Below are 614 nucleotides of genomic sequence, written 5' to 3'. Positions count from 1 at the left end.
ACTGAAAGGAGGGTGCTACCTGGAGATCTCGCAGCTCGCTGTGAGATCTTTTTAGATAAGAAGGAAAAAATTGTATGTTGTTGTTTTTATTATGGGTTTATAAATGTGTTGTCGCATCCTAGGGGCGACAACGTTGTCGCATCTATAGGATGCGACAGATATACCCAACATGTCGTGCAAATGCGACATGTTGACACAAAAAAATGACAACTGTATGTTACTTTCAAACGACATGGTGTCGCAGGAGAGATAGTCTATGCAAACTCAAAATGTTGTGACGGACAAAGAACGGGAAATCAGAAAAAGAGATCTTGAAGATAAAGACCGTAAAAACGCCTCAGAGCGTCGACAGGAGCAAAAAAACCAAAACTTCACCCAAGTATACCCTTTAGGCTGGAAGCGTCTCAGAGAGCTTTTCAGGAAGAATCCGGGGGCAGCAGAGCTTTATTCAATGCTTGCAGAAAACATTGATGGCTCTTGTGGTGCGGTTGTTGCCGATCAAACCCATTTAGCATCGTTGCTTGGTGTTGGTAGACAAACAATATCTAGGTACGTTAAGTGGCTAGAAGAGCAAGGTGTTTTAGTAAAAATCCCAGTAGCTGGAAAGGTATGCG

The 614-nt window shown here is 42.8% G+C and carries 1 protein-coding gene; it reads left to right on the top strand.

Annotation, left to right across the window (positions count from 1 at the left end; translation table 11 throughout):
* Positions 1-256 precede the first annotated feature (256 nt).
* Positions 257-614, top strand: a 358-nt coding sequence (locus E4T88_RS17250; RefSeq protein ID WP_135107545.1) for a cyclic nucleotide-binding domain-containing protein, incomplete at its 3' end; no start/stop codon positions are given.

Source organism: Dysgonomonas mossii, assembly GCF_004569505.1.
Classification (GTDB): domain Bacteria; phylum Bacteroidota; class Bacteroidia; order Bacteroidales; family Dysgonomonadaceae; genus Dysgonomonas.
The sequence above is the reverse complement of the archived record's forward strand: the minus strand, read 5'-3'. Positions and strand labels throughout refer to the sequence as shown.